16 protein-coding genes are annotated in these 14673 nt (G+C 69.8%); 9 read left to right on the forward strand and 7 right to left on the reverse strand.

Translation table 11 applies throughout. From position 1 onward, the window contains the following. Positions 1-24: 24 nt before the first annotated feature. Positions 25-1503 carry a sensor histidine kinase gene (locus ACZ7CH_RS25120; protein ID WP_360395662.1) on the forward strand — a complete coding sequence of 493 codons (1479 nt, stop codon included), beginning with the start codon at positions 25-27 and terminating at the stop codon, positions 1501-1503. 141 nt (positions 1504-1644) lie between these two features. Here ACZ7CH_RS25120 and ACZ7CH_RS25125 read toward each other — a convergent pair whose 3' ends face one another. Both ACZ7CH_RS25125 and ACZ7CH_RS25130 read right to left on the reverse strand, forming a co-directional pair. Further along, positions 1645-1899: a WhiB family transcriptional regulator gene (locus ACZ7CH_RS25125; RefSeq protein WP_015104912.1), complete on the reverse strand. Its 255-nt coding sequence runs from the start codon at positions 1897-1899 to the stop codon at positions 1645-1647. Between the two features lie 252 nt (positions 1900-2151). Next, entirely contained in the window at positions 2152-3090 is a 939-nt protein-coding gene (locus tag ACZ7CH_RS25130) for a diacylglycerol/lipid kinase family protein (protein WP_360395135.1), read from the reverse strand. 251 nt (positions 3091-3341) lie between these two features. On the opposite strand from ACZ7CH_RS25130, the gene ACZ7CH_RS25135 reads away from it, so the two are divergent. The 3 genes from ACZ7CH_RS25135 to ACZ7CH_RS25145 all read left to right on the forward strand — a co-directional run bounded on the left by ACZ7CH_RS25135 (position 3342) and on the right by ACZ7CH_RS25145 (position 5544). Then, positions 3342-3758 carry a hypothetical protein gene (locus ACZ7CH_RS25135; protein WP_360395138.1) on the forward strand — a complete coding sequence of 139 codons (417 nt, stop codon included), beginning with the start codon at positions 3342-3344 and terminating at the stop codon, positions 3756-3758. A gap of 82 nt (positions 3759-3840) precedes the next feature. Beyond that, complete coding sequence (locus ACZ7CH_RS25140) at positions 3841-4557, forward strand: S1 family peptidase (RefSeq protein ID WP_360395140.1); 717 nt, start codon at positions 3841-3843, stop codon at positions 4555-4557. A 168-nt stretch (positions 4558-4725) separates the two neighbouring features. Then, positions 4726-5544 (forward strand): SAM-dependent methyltransferase, encoded by an 819-nt coding sequence (locus tag ACZ7CH_RS25145; RefSeq protein ID WP_470375036.1) that lies wholly within the window; start codon positions 4726-4728, stop codon positions 5542-5544. A gap of 113 nt (positions 5545-5657) precedes the next feature. Here the strand turns inward: ACZ7CH_RS25145 and ACZ7CH_RS25150 are convergent, their stop codons facing one another. The 3 genes from ACZ7CH_RS25150 to ACZ7CH_RS25160 all read right to left on the reverse strand — a co-directional run bounded on the left by ACZ7CH_RS25150 (position 5658) and on the right by ACZ7CH_RS25160 (position 7223). After that, complete coding sequence (locus tag ACZ7CH_RS25150; protein WP_360395144.1) at positions 5658-6038, reverse strand: DUF5684 domain-containing protein; 381 nt, start codon at positions 6036-6038, stop codon at positions 5658-5660. A 115-nt stretch (positions 6039-6153) separates the two neighbouring features. Next, the gene (locus ACZ7CH_RS25155) at positions 6154-6627 is read right to left on the reverse strand and encodes a GNAT family N-acetyltransferase (RefSeq protein WP_470375037.1); all 474 of its coding nucleotides are present in this window, start codon (positions 6625-6627) and stop codon (positions 6154-6156) included. Next, entirely contained in the window at positions 6627-7223 is a 597-nt protein-coding gene (locus ACZ7CH_RS25160; protein WP_360395150.1) for a histidine phosphatase family protein, read from the reverse strand. The genes ACZ7CH_RS25155 and ACZ7CH_RS25160 overlap by 1 nt, the downstream gene beginning before the upstream one ends. A gap of 68 nt (positions 7224-7291) precedes the next feature. On the opposite strand from ACZ7CH_RS25160, the gene ACZ7CH_RS25165 reads away from it, so the two are divergent. Next, positions 7292-7453, forward strand: coding sequence for a hypothetical protein (locus tag ACZ7CH_RS25165; RefSeq protein WP_360395152.1), 162 nt, complete (start codon positions 7292-7294; stop codon positions 7451-7453). A gap of 113 nt (positions 7454-7566) precedes the next feature. Here the strand turns inward: ACZ7CH_RS25165 and sodN are convergent, their stop codons facing one another. Further along, complete coding sequence (gene sodN / locus ACZ7CH_RS25170) at positions 7567-7974, reverse strand: superoxide dismutase, Ni (RefSeq protein ID WP_065916284.1); 408 nt, start codon at positions 7972-7974, stop codon at positions 7567-7569. A 94-nt stretch (positions 7975-8068) separates the two neighbouring features. Between sodN and ACZ7CH_RS25175 the strand changes: the two genes are divergently transcribed. Next, entirely contained in the window at positions 8069-8350 is a 282-nt protein-coding gene (locus tag ACZ7CH_RS25175) for a S24 family peptidase (RefSeq protein WP_470375191.1), read from the forward strand. Here the strand turns inward: ACZ7CH_RS25175 and ACZ7CH_RS25180 are convergent. Continuing rightward, complete coding sequence (locus ACZ7CH_RS25180; RefSeq protein ID WP_360395155.1) at positions 8340-8939, reverse strand: dTDP-4-dehydrorhamnose 3,5-epimerase family protein; 600 nt, start codon at positions 8937-8939, stop codon at positions 8340-8342. The genes ACZ7CH_RS25175 and ACZ7CH_RS25180 overlap by 11 nt on opposite strands. Positions 8940-9325: 386 nt before the next feature. Between ACZ7CH_RS25180 and ACZ7CH_RS25185 the strand changes: the two genes are divergently transcribed. The 3 genes from ACZ7CH_RS25185 to ACZ7CH_RS25195 all read left to right on the forward strand — a co-directional run bounded on the left by ACZ7CH_RS25185 (position 9326) and on the right by ACZ7CH_RS25195 (position 14672). After that, positions 9326-10474 (forward strand): NAD(P)-dependent malic enzyme, encoded by a 1149-nt coding sequence (locus ACZ7CH_RS25185; protein WP_360395666.1) that lies wholly within the window; start codon positions 9326-9328, stop codon positions 10472-10474. A gap of 246 nt (positions 10475-10720) precedes the next feature. Next, positions 10721-13897 carry a sensor domain-containing protein gene (locus ACZ7CH_RS25190; protein ID WP_470375038.1) on the forward strand — a complete coding sequence of 1059 codons (3177 nt, stop codon included), beginning with the start codon at positions 10721-10723 and terminating at the stop codon, positions 13895-13897. Positions 13898-13970: 73 nt separating this feature from the next. Further along, positions 13971-14672: a helix-turn-helix domain-containing protein gene (locus ACZ7CH_RS25195; protein WP_470375039.1), complete on the forward strand. Its 702-nt coding sequence runs from the start codon at positions 13971-13973 to the stop codon at positions 14670-14672. The last annotated feature ends 1 nt before the right edge of the window (position 14673 follow it).

The raw sequence follows: 14673 nt of genomic DNA on the forward strand, positions 1-14673 counted from the left end.
CGACCAGTTTCTCATGGAGGAGTTCTGTCTACTCTCACGGACCTGCTGGCCGAGCACACCAAGCTCTCCGGCGCCGCCGCCGACCACCTCCAGCTGGTGGTGGCGGAGTGGCAGCTCCTCTCCGACCTCTCGTTCGCGGACTTCCTGCTGTGGGTGCCGCTGGACGACGACGTCTTCCTGTGCGTGGCCCAGGCCCGGCCCACGACGGCGCCCACCGCCCACCCCGAGGACGTGGTCGGCAGCGAGGTGCGCTCGGACGAGCACCCGCAGCTGCGCCGGGCGATGGACGAGTCGCGGATCTGCCGCGAGGAGGACCCCCGCTGGCACCTGGGCGTGCCGGTGCGGCGCGAGACCATCCCGGTGCGGCTGGGCACGCAGGTCATCGCGGTGCTGAGCCGCAGCACGAACCTGGCCGTGCCGCGGGTGCCGTCGCCGTTGGAGATCTCCTACCTGGGCAGCGCGGCCGACCTGTGCCAGATGATCGCGGACGGCACGTTCCCCGCGCCCGAACCGTCGCCGGACGTGCACACCAGCCCGCGCGTCGGTGACGGCCTGATCCGGCTCGACCCGTCCGGTGCGGTGGTGTTCGCCTCGCCGAACGCGCTGTCGGCCTACCACCGCATGGGGCACGCGTCCGACCTGGTCGGCGTGCACCTGGCGCCGCTGACCCGCAGCCTGATCGGTGACCCGTTCGACGCGACCGAGGTCGCCCAGCGCATCCGGCAGGCGCTCGACGGGCAGCCGTCGATGCGCATGGAGGCCGAGTCGCGCCGCGGTGCCGCGGTCCTCTTCCGGTCGTTGCCCCTCCGGCCACGGGGTCAGGCGGCGGGCGCGATCGTGCTGTGCCGCGACGTCACCGAGGTCCGCCGCCGCGACCGCGCGCTGATGTCGAAGGACGCGACGATCCGCGAGATCCACCACCGGGTCAAGAACAACCTGCAGACCGTGGCGGCGCTGCTGCGGCTGCAGTCGCGCCGGCTGTCGAACCCGGAGGCCAAGGAGGCGCTCGCCGAGTCGGTGCGCCGGGTCACCTCGATCGCGCTCGTGCACGAGACGCTGTCGATGTCCGTCGACGAACGCGTCGACCTCGACGACGTCATCGACAAGGTCATCCCGATGATGGGCGACGTCGCCGTCACCGAGACCCAGGTGAAGGTGCGCCGCGAGGGCGGGTTCGGCATCGTCTCCTCGGAGATCGCGACCCCGCTCGTCATGGTGCTGACCGAGCTCGTGCAGAACGCGTTCGAGCACGCCTACGCCCCTGGCCAGCGCGGGGAGGTCGTCGTGCACAGCGAGCGCTCGGCGAAGTGGCTCGACGTGACGATCTCCGACGACGGCAAGGGCCTGCCGCCCGGTTTCTCCCTGGAACGCACGGATCGTCTCGGTCTGCAGATCGTGCGGACCCTCGTCGACTCCGAACTGAGGGGCTCGTTGAGCTTGCGACGGAGGCCCCGAGGCGGTACAGAGGCGGTCCTGCGCGTGCCGCTGCGGGGGCGGCGCTAAACTGGCCTCGTGCACACGTGACGACCAGCCTCAGCGGTCTCACGTGGTCATGCGGGAGGGTGTGCAAACAAGAAAAGAACCCGACACCTGGCACGGTGTCGGGTTCTTCTCTATGTGTGCTTGTCGCGGCGAACAGCCTGCTCAGGCGTTGCTGCGGGCGCGCGTGCGAGCGTTGCGGCGCTTGAGAGCGCGACGCTCGTCTTCGCTCATCCCGCCCCAGACGCCGGCGTCCTGGCCGCTCTCCAGTGCCCACGCGAGGCAGTCGGAGACGACGGGGCAACGGCGGCAGACGGTCTTCGCCTCGGCGATCTGAAGCAGCGCGGGACCACTGTTCCCAACGGGGAAGAACAGCTCGGGGTCCTCGTCGCGGCAGATCGCGCGGTGGCGCCAGTCCATTGGAACTACTCCTCAGCCTTGGCGCGCACAAAGGCACGCCGGTTGTCAGCGGTCGTTTTGGGGTGCTTGTGAATGCTTTCACGAACGGCTGGGATGTCAAGGGGTTGGCACCAACCCGGTGAGTGAACTCACCCAAAAGATCGACAGCGTTCACCTGGGGTTTCACGCTCTGCTGTCACTCGATTGCTCTACATCCCGGATGGGTAGCGAGACGGTTACAGAACGATCACGGACCGTCGAGTTCGCCCTGCGTCACACAGCTACGGTCAACGCCTGGGGAACCGCTCGGAACTCCACCTGGGTCGTCGTGCCGAGGAAGTCGCCGTCCACCTGCAGGTTGGCGGGTTCCTCGCTCTTCACTTTGACATATTCGACGTCATCGCGCCGCACGAGTTTCGGGCTCTTCGGGTTCCCGGTGGCCAGCACCTGTGTGATGTAGCGCGCAACGGTCGGCGGTCGCAATGTCGTGAGCGCCGACAGGCCCAGCCCGTTGTCGAACGAGGTGCTCGGGTTCAGGTGGATGTCGTTGTCCCCGAAGTACGTCCACGGGTCCGTGTTGGACACGAACACCATGCCGACGTCGAACTGCGGCTCGTCCGGCACCTCGACGGTGAAGCGCTCCGGCGTGCGCACGAGCCTCGCGTACGCCTTGAGCGCCACCGCCAGGTAGAGCGCCGGGCTCGCGTTGCGGCCGCGGGCGCGCTTGGCCTCGACACCGGCCACGACGTCGGCGTCCAGGCCGATGCCCGCGTTGAAGGTGAACCAGCGGCCCTCGTCACGTCCGATGACGTCGGAGAAGACCTGGCCGAGGCCGATGCGGCGGGTCGTGCCGTTCTCGATGGCCTGCAGCAGGACGTGCGTGGCCTCGACGGGGTCGCGCGGGATGCCCAGCGCGCCCGCGAAGACGTTCGCGGAACCGCCGGGGACGACGCCCAGCATCGGGGTGTCGGGGCGGGGGCCGTGCAGCAGGATGCCGTTGACGACCTCGTTGACCGTGCCGTCGCCGCCGTGGGCGATGACCAGGTCGAACCCGTCCTTGACCGCCTGGGCGGCCGCGTCGAGCGCGTGGCCGCGGTAGGAGGTCTGGACGATCTCCAGCTTCACGTCGGAGGCGAGTGCGTGCGCCAGCACGTCGCGACCCGCCGGCGTCGTTGTAGTCGCCTGGGGGTTCACCACGAGAAGAGCGCGCACCACTTGAGGGTAGGACAATGCGTGACCGCTCGCGGTTCGCATGTCCTCCCTCGGAGCGACTCCAGCCTCACGAAAGTGGCGTAGATCTCCCTCCGCTCGCACCGCGCCGAGCCCGCAGGCGAGTGCACCCCGGACGACCGCCGGCTCGCTGAAGGCCCCTTGATCTTCCCCCCTCCCGGCGGGCTCGCAGAGCCCTCCAACCGGGTGGCCTACGATCCGTGACCAGTACAGAACGTGAGGAAAGGTCGCCTGTGACTACCGGTACCCCGGCCCCGCCGCGCGCGGTGCGGACCGCCGCCGCACTCACCTTCGTCCAGGGGCTCGGCGGCATCGCGCTGGCCGGCGCGCTCGTCCTGCGGGTGCTGCAGGGCGCTCCCTCCGCAGGTCCGGTGCTCGGAGCCGCCGGTGTGCTCGTGCTGTGGTTCGGCGGGGTGATCTTCGCCTGCGTGATGCTGTTCCGCGGCCGGCACGGCGCCCGCACGCCCGTGATCGTCACGCAGCTGCTGCTCCTGGGCTGCGCCTGGTACGCCTACGGCCCGTCCGAACAGCCGCTCATCGGATCTCTGGGCGGCATCTACTGCGTCGTGGTGCTCGTCCTGCTCTTCACCCGCGACGGCCGGGAGTGGGCGCTCGGTTTGCCGAGCGTCGAAGAAGACAAAGCCGACTAACGGAGGGTGGTCACGGTCACGCAGTCGGGTGAAGCTGTCGGTGGTTGCTTAACCACTCCCTGCACTCACGAGGTGACCAACCATGCGTTTCAAGACCGCGATCGCGAGCGCTTTCCTGGCGGCGCTTTCCCTCGCACCCATGACGGCGACGGCCACGGCCGCGCCGGAAGAGCCGAGCATGTCGCCGATGATCATCGGCGGCAGCTACGCGCAGAACTTCCCGTACGCCGCCCGCCTGTTCTTCAACGGGCGGGAGAACTGCTCCGCCACGAAGATCGCACCTCAGTGGATCCTGACCGCTGAGCACTGCGTCTCGGGCAGCGGCACGTACACGTTCCGCGCGGGCAGCCTGGACCAGACGTCCGGTGGCCAGCTGGTCACCGCGACCCAGATCATCAAGCACCCGTCGGCCGACCTCGCGCTCGCGCGGGTCGGCACGTCGATGTCGGCGCCGTTCGCGCCGCTCGGCACGACGTCGGACGTGGCCAACGGCAACACCGTGCAGCTCTACGGCTGGGGTGCCACCTGCACCAACCAGCCGGAGATCAACTGCCAGTCGCGCTACCTCAAGGTCGCGAACACCCGCGTGACGTCGGTCAACGGTCGTGACTACCGCGGTGGCACCGCGGTGGCCGTGACCCGCGTCGACGGCATCGCCGCCGGCGGTGACTCGGGTGGCCCGATGTTCTCCAACGGCAAGCAGGTCGGTGTCGCCTCGACGTCGGACCGCTCGACGCGGTCCAACTACACCCACGTCGGCGTGTACCGCTCCTGGATCCGCCAGTACGCGGGCGTCTGATCCCGAAGTAACGCGGGGGCTCCGCGTTCCTCTCAGGGGAACGCGGGGCTCCCGCGTGTCACGTGGAAGCACGTGCGTATGTCACCGAGCGTGTTCACGAATGGTGGATGGACACGAACGGAGTAGCCAGCTACCGTGCTGCCAGCGTTCGCGCCGCTCGGGAGCAGGGTGAGGTGCGCAGTGCAGGACGGCCCGCAGCGGGTGACGACAGGCAGCAGTTCCGAACGACCCAACGAGGCGCGCCTCTTCGACTACTACCTCGGCGGCGCCCACAACTTCGCGGTTGACCGGGCTCTCGCCGAGGAGACGATCAAGCAGTTCCCCATCGCCGAGATGGCCCGCACGATCAGGTCGTTCTCCCGCCGGGTGGTGCGCTTCTGCGCCGAGGACCTCGGCATCCGCCAGTTCCTCGACCTCGGCAGCGGCATCCCGACCGTCGGCAACGTCCACGAGGTGGCCCAGGCCGTCGACCCCGCGTGCCACGTCGTGTACGTGGACCGCGACCCGGTCGCCGTCGCCCACTCCCGCACGATGCTGCGCGAGAACCTCAACGCCGCCATCGTCCAGGCCGACATCTGCGACGTCGGCGCCGTGCTGCGCGACCGGGAGACCCGCCGCCTGCTCGACTTCGAGAAGCCGGTGGCCGTCCTGATGATCGGCATCCTCCCGTACGTCCACGAGGACCCCACCGGTGTCGTCGCGCGCTACCGGGCCGCGGTGAGCGGGGGGAGCGTGCTGGCGCTGACCCACCTGACCCGCGATGTGGAACCCGAGCTCGTCGACAAGCTCGTGACCCTGGCGGACGGCCTGCAGACGCCCCTCGTGCCGCGCACGAAGCAGGACGTCGAGGAGTTCGTCTGCGGCCTGGAACTGCTCGAACCGGGCCTCGTGCTCGCCGCGCACTGGCGGGCCGACGGTGAGCTGCCCGGCGGTTCGGCGGCGGCCGACGCGTCGACCTACGGTGCCGTCGCGCTCATCCGGGACTGACGAGCAGGTAGCGCTCGACCCAGAAGCTCGTCACGGCGCGCGGCTCCTCCTCCGGCGGGAACGGCGAAGGCCGGGCCCCAGAGGTGGGCCCGGCCTGGTCGTTTGCTGCCGCGTCAGCCCCGGTAGGCGCCGCCGGCCGCGGCCGGGCCCTGGTACTGCGCGCTGCCGAAGCCGAGCATCGGGTAGCCGATGAAGCCGAACAGCCACAGCCCGAAGAACCCGAACACGCCGCTCTTGCCGAACGACTTCGCGATGTCGAGCGACACGATGATCGAGATCACGAGGTTGACGAGCGGGATGATCATCAGGATCAGCCACCAGCCCGGACGGCCGGCGACCTTCAGCCAGACGTAGATGTTGTAGATCGGGATGATGGCGGCCCAGCCGGGCTTGCCGGCCTTGCTGAACGTCGCCCACATGCCGGCGATGACGAGCACCGCGAACACGAGGCTGAAGATCAGGGAGCCGGTGCTCGAGCCGGAGTCTTCGTACACGGTAGGTCCTTCCAGGATTTGCCGGGGATCGGCGACGCGGGACGCTGCCAGCACCGAGCACCGGTCCTCAGTGGAATTCCCGTTTCGTGAGCCTTTCGAGACCTTCCGTCAACCTTCAGCGTGCAGCGCCGAGCTCCCGCAGCGCGTGATCGGCCACCCGCATCACCGTCCACTCGTCCATCGGGACGGCACCCAGCGACTTGTAGAACCCGATCGACGGCTCGTTCCAGTTGAGCACCCACCACTGCAGCCGGGTGTACCCGCGCTCGACGCATTCCCGCGCGAGCACCTCCAGCAGCTGCTTGCCGAAGCCCTTGCCGCGCTGCTCCGGCGTGACGTAGAGGTCTTCGAGGTAGATGCCGTGAACGCCGTCCCACGTCGAGAAGTTGAGGAACCACAACGCCATGCCGACGACCTGACCGTCCACTTCGGCCACGTGCCCGAACAGCGCGGGGTGCTCGCCGAACAGCGCCGTCCGCAGCTGCTCGGCCGTGAGGTGGCACTGCTCCGGCGCCCGTTCGTAGAGCGCGAGCTCGTGCACCAGCCGCACGACCGCGTCGACGTCGCGCGCTTCCACCCTGCGGATCATCACACCTCCCAGGCAGGCACGTTGAGCCTGCGCACCTGCGGGTCGCCCCGCTCGTCGCCCAGCTGGCAGGTGCCGGCCGGGTCCAGTCCGAAGTGGACGCCCTGGTCGGGCGCCAGCCCCAGCCACGCGGCGATCAGCACGCGGCTGAAGTGGCCGTGGCCGACCAGCACCACGTCACCACCGGGCAGGACGCGGCGCACCTCGGCGAGCACCTTGCGGGCCCGCTCCTGCACCTCCGCGTGCGTCTCGCCGCCGGGCATCGGGTGCGTCCACACGGTCCAGCCCGGCACGCGCTCGCGGATCTGCGGCGTGGTGATGCCCTCGTAGTCGCCGTAGTCCCACTCGGCCAGGTCCTCGGTCGTCGCCGTGATCTCCAGTCCGGCCAGCTCCGCCGTCCTGGTGGCGCGTTGCCGCGGGCTCGTCAGCACGAGCGCGGGCGCCTGGTCCGTCGCTCTGAGCCGGGCGAGCGTGGCGCCCGCCCTGCGTGCCTGCTGCTCGCCCTCGGGCGTCAGCTCGATGTCGGTGCGTCCCGTGTGCCTGCCGCTCTCGGACCACTCGGTCTGGCCGTGGCGCAGCAGGTAGAGGTGGGTGCTCACCTGTTCGATCCTAAGGAGTGGCCGCGACCACGTTTGGGGGAGTCTCCGTTCGAGGTACCCCGCTCGCCATGACCTCCGAGCCCCACGACCACGGCGAGCCCGACGAGGTGGATGCCCGGGAGATCCGCGAGGCCTTCGGGGTGCGCGTCGCGCGCATCCGGGCCGAGCTCACGTCGACGTGGAACAAGCTGCGGCAGAACGAACGCGACGCCGACAACAGGGGAGAATGACCTCCTGGCGCTCGGCTCTGGGGCGCATAGGTCGTTGAACAACCCGCAGACGCAAAACGACGCTGGCCCGCGAACGAATTCGCAGGCCAGCGTCGTTCACAAGGCTGAGGGAATCAGCCCTGCTTGGTCTCCCAGAAGATCTTGTCGATCTGCGCGATCAGGTCCAGCAGCTGCTGCCCCGTCGCCGGGTCCATCGAGCCCTTGGTGCCCGACGCACCCGCCGCCTTGGTGGCGCGGTTGAAGAGGTCGTGCAGCTCGGGGTACTTCTCGAAGTGCGGCGGCTTGAAGTAGTCCGTCCACAGCACCCACAGGTGGTGCTTGACGAGCTCGCTGCGCTGCTCCTTGATCAGGACGGCGCGCTCCCGGAACTCCGGGTCCTCGTTGGCCTGGTACTTCTCCTGGACCGCCTTGACGGACTCGGCCTCGATGCGGGCCTGCGCGGGGTCGTAGACGCCGCAGGGCAGGTCGCAGTGCGCGGTGGCTTCGACGCGCGGGCGGAGAATGCGCGACACGAGTCGCATCGTTCCTCCCAGAGTGAAAACAGTGGATGCTCCGACAAGTAGGACCCTACTCCGGCTGACCGAAGGGTGATCGTTGAGACCGCGCCTTTCCACCGTGCTCGTCCGCGGACCGTCGATGGCACCAGCGCTGCGCAGTGAGGACGTCGTGCTGGTCAGCTGGGGTGCGCGGCCCAGGGCCGGCGACGTCGTGCTGGTCAGGTGGGCGCAGCGGCCCGGTCAGCTGTCGGTCAAGCGCGCCTCCCACCTGGTGGACGGCGGGTGGCACGTGGTGGGGGACAACCCGTTCGCCAGCACGGACTCCGGGCAGCTCGGGCCGGCCGAGGTGCTCGGGGTCGTCAGGGCGCGGTTGTGGCCGCGGCCGCGGTTCAGGCTTTGAGGGACGCGTACAGGGCCACGCAGTCCTCGTAGCGGGGGAGGACGCCGGCCTCGTAGGCCTCGGCCAGGGTCGGGGCGGCGGTGTCCTTCTCCGAGAGCAGGAACTCGATCTCGCGCGGCCACGGCAGGTCGAGGGCCGGGTCGAGCGGGGTGAGGCCGTGTTCGCCGGAGGGGTTGTACGGGGTGGAGCACAGGTAGTTCATGGTCGTGTCGTCCTCCAGCGCGATCATCGCGTGGCCGAGGCCCTCCGCCAGGTAGACGGCGTTGCACTTCTGCGCCGTCACCAGCACCGCGTCGAACTGGGCGAACGTCGGCGAGCCCACCCGGATGTCGACGACCACGTCGATGAACGAGCCGCGCGGGCAGAACACGTACTTCGCCTGGGAGGGCGGGACGTCCGCGTAGTGGATGCCGCGGATCGTCCCGGCGCGCGAGACGCTGTGGTTGGTCTGGGCGACCCGCAGCGGGTGGCCGACCGCCTCGACGAACGCCGCCTCCTGGTACGGCGAGACGAACACGCCGCGGTCGTCGGGGAAGGTCCGGGGCGTGAACTCGAAAGCGCCGTCGATTTTCAGCGAACTCGCCTGCATGCCGTCACTCTAAGGCGTCATGTTTTCTTGACCGATCGGGTGCTTCCTGCCTGCATAAACCGACCGGTCGGTGCAGAAAACCGGACGGACGTCTTGCTACATGCCCTCTGACCTGCGGAAAAAGTGTGATCCCCGCCGCAGACAGGTCGGTCCGGTCCTGCCACACTTCGCTCCACCCGCAGCACTCGGACTGTTCCCGGACGCAACTCGTCGGAGGACGTCGACCGAGTTTCCAGGCCCCGTGTACCCGGTGTGACAACGCTGGGCCGGTGCGCCGTTTGGTGATGAGCCCACAGCTAGAGGGGCCACTACGCCGCCCGCACCGCAGGAGGGACGCCGTGACAGCAGTGAACGAAGCCCGTACCGAGAACTCCGATCTGACGCAGCTGACGGACGAGGAGATCTTCACCGCGCACCTGGGCGGGAAGCTCGAGGTGGGCGCGACCGCCTCGCTCGCTGACCCCAAAGCGCTGTCCATCGCGTACACCCCCGGTGTCGCTCGGGTGAGCAGGGCGATCGCGCAGGACGCGAGCCTCGCCGCCCGGTACACCTGGGCGCACCGGCTGGTCGTCGTCGTGAGCGACGGCACCGCCGTGCTCGGCCTCGGCGACATCGGCCCCAGCGCGTCGCTGCCCGTCATGGAGGGCAAGTCGGCGCTGTTCAAGACCTTCGGCGGCCTCGACTCCATCCCGCTCGTGCTCAACACGACCGACGTGGACGAGATCGTCGAGACGCTCGTGCGACTGCGCCCGTCGTTCGGCGCGGTCAACCTGGAGGACGTCTCCGCACCGCGCTGCTTCGAGCTGGAGCGGAAGCTGGTCGAGGCGCTCGACTGCCCGGTCATGCACGACGACCAGCACGGCACCGCCGTGGTGTCGCTGGCCGCGCTCAACGGCGCGAACGAGGTCCTCGGCAAGGGCATCGGCGACCAACGGGTGGTCATCTCCGGTGCGGGTGCCGCCGGCATCGCCATCGCCAAGATCCTCATCGCCGCCGGCGCCGGTGACATCACGCTGCTCGACTCGCGCGGCATCGTCCGCACGGGCAGGGCCGGTCTCAACCCCGTCAAGGAGGAGATCGCGGCGCTCACCAACACCTCCGGCCTCGACGGCGGCATCGACGTGGCCCTGCGCGGCGCGGACGTCTTCATCGGCGTCTCGTCGTCGAAGGTGCCGGAGGACCTGATCGCGAGCATGGCGAGCGGCTCGATCGTGTTCGCGCTCTCCAACCCGGACCCCGAGGTGCACCCGGAGGTCGCCGCACGGCACGCCGCGATCGTCGCGACCGGCCGCAGCGACTTCCCCAACCAGATCAACAACGTGCTCGCGTTCCCCGGCATCTTCCGCGGCGCATTGGACGCGGGCGCGCGCCGGATCACCGAGGGCATGAAACTCGCCGCGGCCGACGCCATTCTGGCGGTCGCGAAAGATGATTTGGGCCCAGACCGAATTGTTCCGTCCGCGCTCGACCCGCGGGTCGGTCCCGAGGTCGCCGCGGCCGTCGCGGTGGCCGCGAAGGCCGACGGCGTGGTCTGATCTCGGCGAACACCACCGCGGAGCGGCGCGCGTATTTGCCACCTTTGTGCATCACGCGGTTGAGCGGAACCACGAACGTGGCTTTTCGTTAACCCGTGCAGGGGTGGGCGATGACGCTCCGAAGCGCTACCGTCCCTCTCCTCGGGTGTTCACCCGGGGAGAGGGTTCGTGTTTGCCGCCGTTCGGGTGCCGTTGTCGTGCCCACCCGAATTGCCGCGGGCGGCTAATGCGGGAGAGGGTGGGCCGGTGCCCAAGTGGGTGGGACGCGCGACGGTGGTGAACGGCCGTGCCAGATCGGCGGCTGCTCAGGAGGCGGAGAAGCCGCCGGTGACGCTGGACGGGCTGACCCTGCCCGACGCGCCGTCGTTGCTGGTCGACACCAAGGGCGTCGTCATACGGGCGAACCCGGCCGCCGTCGGGCTGGCCGGCGCGCAGGGGGCCGACGACCTCGTCGGGCACCCGCTGGGCGAACTGCTGCTGGGCAACTCCTCCGACCTCCGGCTGTCCCGCGCGGACGGCACGCTGCTGCCCGTGCGGGTGGCCCGGCACGCGGTTCCCGGCACCGGGCTGCAGGCCGTCCTCCTGATCGACGTGTCCGACCTCTCCGCGGCGGCGGACGCGCTGCGTGACGAACAGCGGCGGCTGCGCAAGGTCCAGCGGGTCGCCCAGCTCGGGTCGTGGGAGTACGACCCCGAGACCGGTCTGACGGTGTGGTCGGACACCCACTACGAGCTGCTCGGCATCACCCGCGGCAAGGTCGTCCCCGGCGCGCAGGCCGTGCTCGACGTCGTGCACCCCGACGACTACGACATGGTCGAGTCGTACTGGCACGGCCGCGAGATCACCGGCGACCCGATAGACATCGAGTACCGGATCGTCCGCCCGGACGGCCAGCTGCGGTGGATCCGCGGCGTGGCCGAGGCGCGGCTCACCGACGGCAGGCTCGACAAGATCACCGGCTACATCCGCGACATCACCGAGTCGAAGCGCGCGGCCACCGATCTCGCCCAGGAACGCGCACGGCTGCTGGAGGCCCAGCGCATCGCCAGGATCGGCAGCTGGGCCTACGAGACCGGCACCCGCGCCGTGCACCGCAGCGAGGTGCTGCTGGAGATGTACGCCGAGCTGGGCATGACACCGGACGACGACCTGCTCTGCGGCGTGCACCCGGACGACCGCCAGGCCGTCACCGACCTGCGCCACCGGCTGCTGCACGCGCAGGACAACGACCCGGTGGAGGTCGAGGTCCGCAGCGAGTCCGGCGACCGCGTCTACATCTGCCGCGCTCGCGCGGAGATCTCCTCGTTCGGCCGGATCGAGCGCTTCCACGGCACCATCCAGGACGTCACCGAGGCCCGCGCGCTGGAACGCCAGCTGCGCGACGACCGCCGAAGATTGGCCGATGCCCAGCAGGCGGCACGGCTGGGCACGTGGGAGTGGAACCCGGCCACCGACGAGACGGTGTGGTCGGACATGCTGCGCGAGCTCTACGGCCTGCCCGAGGACGCCAGCAGCCGTTACGAGACCTACCTCGACCTGATCCACCCGGAGGACCGCGGCTGGGTCGACGACCTGTGGCGCCAGCTCGCCCGCGACGAGGTGCCCGTCCAGTGCGAGCACCGGCTCGTGCGCCACGACGGCCAGACCCGCGTCTTCCGCTGCCACGGCATGATCGTCCGCGACAACCACGGCCAGCAGCTCGCCGTCGGCACCGCCCAGGACGTCACCGAGCAGCGTGCCGCCGAGGCGCGCATGAAGCGTTCCTCGCAGCGCTTCACCGACCTCGTGTCCGTGACGCCGGTGGGCATCGGCCTGTTCGACGAGGGCGAACGGCTCGTGGACGCCAACGACGCGTTGTGCGACCTGCTCGGCATGGAGCTGGAACAGCTGCGCGGCATGACCGCGGAGCAGCTCACGCACCCCGAGGACACCTCGCCCGGCCTGCAGTGGGCCGCCGAGCGCACGCAGAAGATCCCGCAGCGCATCCTCGTCCGCCCCGACGGCGAGAAGGTGTACTGCGAGCTGCACATCGCGTTGTCCGTGCAGGACGACGGCCGCCGCTTCTGGCTGATCGTGTTCCTCGACATCACCGAACGCCGCCGCGCCGCCGAGGCCCTGCGCCACCAGGCCACCCACGACGAGCTGACCGGCCTGCCGAACCGCGCGCTGGTGAAGGAGATCCTCGGCCGGCTCCTGGACGGCCCCGGCCGGTCGAAGGTCGCCGTCTTCTTCTGCGACATCGACAACTTCAAGCGCGTCAACGACTCCCTCGGCCACGACGCCGGCGACGAGCTGCTGGTCGCCTTGGCGCGCAGGCTGGAGGGCGGCCTTCCGGACGGGTGCACGGCCGCGCGGTTGTCCGGCGACGAGTACGTGATCATCTGTGAGGACATCGACGCCGTGGGCGGTGTCGACGCACTGGCGACCCGCGTGGCGTCCCTGTTGCGGACCGCGGTCCCCGTGCACGGCCAGCTCGTCCGCGTGTCCGCCTCCATCGGCGCCGCGGTGCCGAACGGTTCCCGCGCGAACGGCGCGGACCTGCTGCGTTTCGCGGACGCGGCGATGTTCGAGGCCAAGCGCAACGGCGCCGGTCGCGTGTCCCTCGCCTCCGCCGCGCTGATCGCCTCCGCCGACCGCCAGGTGCACCTGGAGGGCCAGCTGCGCGAGGCACTGCAGCACGACGGCCTCGCACTGCACTACCAGCCGGTCGTCGGCGTCGACGGCTCGGTCCTGACCGCCGAGGCCCTCGTCCGCTGGCCGCACCCCGACCGCGGCCTGCTGCCACCCGACGTGTTCCTGCCGGTCGCCGAACAGGGCGACCTGATGCGCGAGCTCGACCGCTGGGTGCTCCGCACCGCGCTGAAGGAGGCCGCGACCTGGCCCGCACCCGACGGCCGCCCGGTGTCGGTGGCCGTGAACCTCGCCGGCCTGGTGCCCGGTGACCCCGAGTTCGTCGACATCGTGTCGACCGCGATCCTCGAGTCCGGCGTGCCGTGGGACCGGGTCGTGCTGGAACTGGTCGAGACCGCACTGGTCGACCTGCCCTCGCGGGTCCGCCAGTCGATGGACGAGCTGGTGCAGCGCGGCGTCCAGTTCGCGGTGGACGACTTCGGCACCGGCTACTCGTCGCTGGCACGCCTGAAGGACCTGCCGGCCCAGATCATCAAGGTGGACCGCCGCTTCGTCTCCGGCGTGGGCAACGACTCCTCCGACTTCGCCGTCGCACGCGCGGTCGTCGACATGGCGCGGGCGATGGGGCGCAAGTGCGTGGCCGAGGGCGTGGAGACGGCGACGCAGTTCCACGTGCTGCGCGGGGTCGGGGTGGACGCGTACCAGGGGTGGCTGTTCTCCCGGCCGGTGCCGCCGAAGGAGTTCAGGGCGATACTGGCCCTCGGGCCCCTGCACATCCCCCGTGCGGGGTGAGCAGTTCCCTCACCTGCGTTTTTACAGTAACCCCCACCTAATGCGGGGTATACTGTAAATCGGAGGACAGCGGATGAGCTTGGTCGGATGGCTTTCGGTCGCCGAAGCGGCCCAACGGCTCGGGGTGTCCGCTGCGCAGGTCCGGGACCTGGTGGCAGCAGGACGGCTGAACGCCGTCAAACCCGGGCGCGACCTGCTGGTCGACGCTGACGCGGTCCACCGGCGGCTGTACGTCGAGAAGCCGCAGCGCGGACAACCGTGGTCGCCGCGGATCGCTTGGGCCGTGCTCGCTCACGCGTCAGGTGCGCACGTGGACTGGCTGTCCCCTTCGGAACTGGTTCGCGTGAAGCGCTATGCGCAGCGACCCCTGAGCGACTGGCCCCGATTGCTGGCCAGGCGTGCGGACGTCCGCTGTGCGCGCATGCTGGCGAACGTTCTTCGTCGTGCCGAGGAGTTGCCGGGCGTCGCGATCGGCGGCGTCCGAGCCGCGAACCACCACGGGGCCGCGCTGGTCTCGGCGGACGAGCCGCACGCGGAGCTGCTGACCTCTGTCGAGGCGTTCGACGCGCTTGCGCGCATGAGGGGCAGCAGTTGGGATTCGCCGAAGCCGAATGTGACTGTGCGTGTCCTTCCTGGAGGGCTGCCCCGGTCTGTCGAGGAGATGGTGTTCGGCGCGCCGTACGTGCCGAAATCCGTTGCCGCGGCGGATTTGCTGGACTTGGGCGACGAACGGTCACGTGGAGCTGCTCAGGAGCTGCTCACCCACATTCGGTAAC

It is taken from the genome of Lentzea sp. NPDC037011 (genome assembly GCF_055607425.1).